2 protein-coding genes are annotated in these 2212 nt (G+C 44.9%); both read right to left on the bottom strand.

What is annotated here, in order from left to right; translation table 11 throughout:
• Window positions 1-80 precede the first annotated feature (80 nt).
• A complete protein-coding gene (locus RDS42_RS14345; protein WP_308784255.1) occupies window positions 81-566 on the bottom strand; it encodes a PTS glucose transporter subunit IIA in 486 nt (161 codons plus the stop codon).
• 60 nt (window positions 567-626) lie between these two features.
• Window positions 627-2093, bottom strand: coding sequence for a PTS transporter subunit EIIC (locus RDS42_RS14350; RefSeq protein ID WP_308784256.1), 1467 nt, complete (start codon window positions 2091-2093; stop codon window positions 627-629).
• Window positions 2094-2212 lie beyond the last annotated feature (119 nt).

Raw genomic sequence — 2212 nt, forward strand, 5'->3', positions numbered from 1 at the left:
AACAAAACCCGAAAGTTCTGGTAAACCAGTTCTTTCGGGTTTTGCGGATCACAGCTTCTTTTCTGAAGCGCAGATAATTTTTATTTCTCGTACTCTACAACCACTGTTTCTCCTGGAACTGCCGCTCCGGCATGAGAAGTAACTCCTTTAATGTCGTCCATATTTGTAATGATCATAGGAGTAACACAGCTGTAGCCTTTGCCTTTAATAAAGTCCATATCAAATTCCATCAGAAGATCGCCCTTTTTCACAGACGCCCCCTGGGCAACTTTTTCTGTATAGCCTTCTCCTTTCAGTGCAACCGTATCCATTCCAACATGGATCAGAAGTTCCAGACCGTCTGCGGTAGTGATGCCGATGGCATGCTTTGTATCAGCGATCATAGACACTGTTCCGTCTGCCGGGCTGTATACCCTGCCTTCTGCCGGCTCAATAGCGATTCCGTCACCCAGAATTTTCTGAGCAAACATAGGATCTGCAATATTTTCCAGAAGGACTGCCTCTCCTTTCAGAGGAGCGTAAAGCTTATTGTTCTTTTCTTTTTTTCCAAATAACCCTTTAAACATAAAAAGACCTCTCTTTCCAAAAAGGAGGATGCCTGTGCACCCTCCCTTTTATTATGTAAATTATTTACACAGTTTTTTAAATTCATCCGCTACAAACTGTACCTGTGTTCCAATGATAACCTGTACGTTTGTTTTGCTTGGACGGATAACACCTGCAACACCTGCTGCTTTGATCTTTTTCTCATCAACCTGTGTGTAGTCTTTGATCTCAAGACGAAGTCTTGTGATGCAGTTGTCAATTGTAGCTACGTTCTGTGCACCGCCAACGCCCTCAAGGATTGCTTTTGCAACTGCTGTGAAGTCATTGTTTGCAAGAACAACTTTTGTTTCATCTTCGTCGTCATCTTCACGTCCCGGAGTTTTCAGATCGAATTTAACGATCGCGAAACGGAATACTACGTAGAATACGATAAATGCTGCGATTCCAAGCGGAATGATCAGCCATGTCTTAGCTGCTGCCGGCAGAGATGCGGAGAACAGAAGGTCTGTTGCACCAGCAGAGAAAGAGAATCCTGCACGGAAGCCAAGAGCTACTGTAATAAATGTAAAAATACCATAAAGCAGAGCATAGATTACATACAGTACAGGAGCAAGGAACATGAAACCAAATTCGAACGGCTCAGTAACACCGCAGATAAATGCACAAACTGCTGCGGAAGCTACAAGACCGATAGCAACTTTTTTCTTGTTGCTCTTAGCTGTGTGGATCATAGCAAGTGCTGCACCCGGGATACCAAACATCATACATGGGAAGAATCCTGACATGTACATACCAAGGCTCCATGTAACATCTGCAGATGTTTCGCCTGCCCAGAAGTGTGTAAGGTCACCAAGACCAATGGTATCAAACCAGAATACGTTGTTCAGAGCGTGATGAAGTCCGGTCGGGATCAGCAGACGGTTCAGGAATGCATAGATACCTGCACCAAGAGCACCCATGTTGGCAATACCTTTACCAACTGCAACCAGTCCGCCGAAGATCAGCGGCCATACAAACAGCAGAACTGCGGAAACAACGATGGAAACAACACCTGCAACCATTGCAACGCTGCGTTTTCCACTGAAGAATGCCAGCCAGTTCGGAAGTCTTGTGTTTTTGAATTTGTTGTAGCATGTAGCACCGATCACACCGGCAAGGATACCGATGAACGGGTTAGCGATTTTCTGGAAAGCCAGAAGCTGTGTCTGGTTCTCAGCAACGCCAGGTCTGATAACAGTTACAACACCTTCGCTGAGAAGAGTTGTGATCATCAGCCAGGAAGCAAGTGCTGCAAGACCTGCAGTACCGTCGTGGTCATCAGACATGCCCACACCTACACCAATTGCAAACAGAAGTGCCATGTTGTCGATCAGGGCACCGCCTGCTTTTACCAGGAACAGACCAATGGTAGGAATGAGACCAGAGATCTCACCACCCTGCATAGTTGCCGGACACATCAGATATCCAATACCCATAAGGATACCACAGATCGGCAGACATGCAACTGGAAGCATAAGAGCTTTACCCAATTTTTGAAGCCATTTCATCATAGTATGAATCCTCCTTCTTACTTTTCGTTTGTGGACACTGCATTTTATGCATATTCCACAAATCCCCTAGTTCTCCATTACTCTAACAGATAATATTCACTAAGTCCATATATTTT

The sequence above is a fragment of the uncultured Blautia sp. genome (assembly GCF_902497045.1).
Lineage (GTDB): Bacteria > Bacillota > Clostridia > Lachnospirales > Lachnospiraceae > Blautia_A.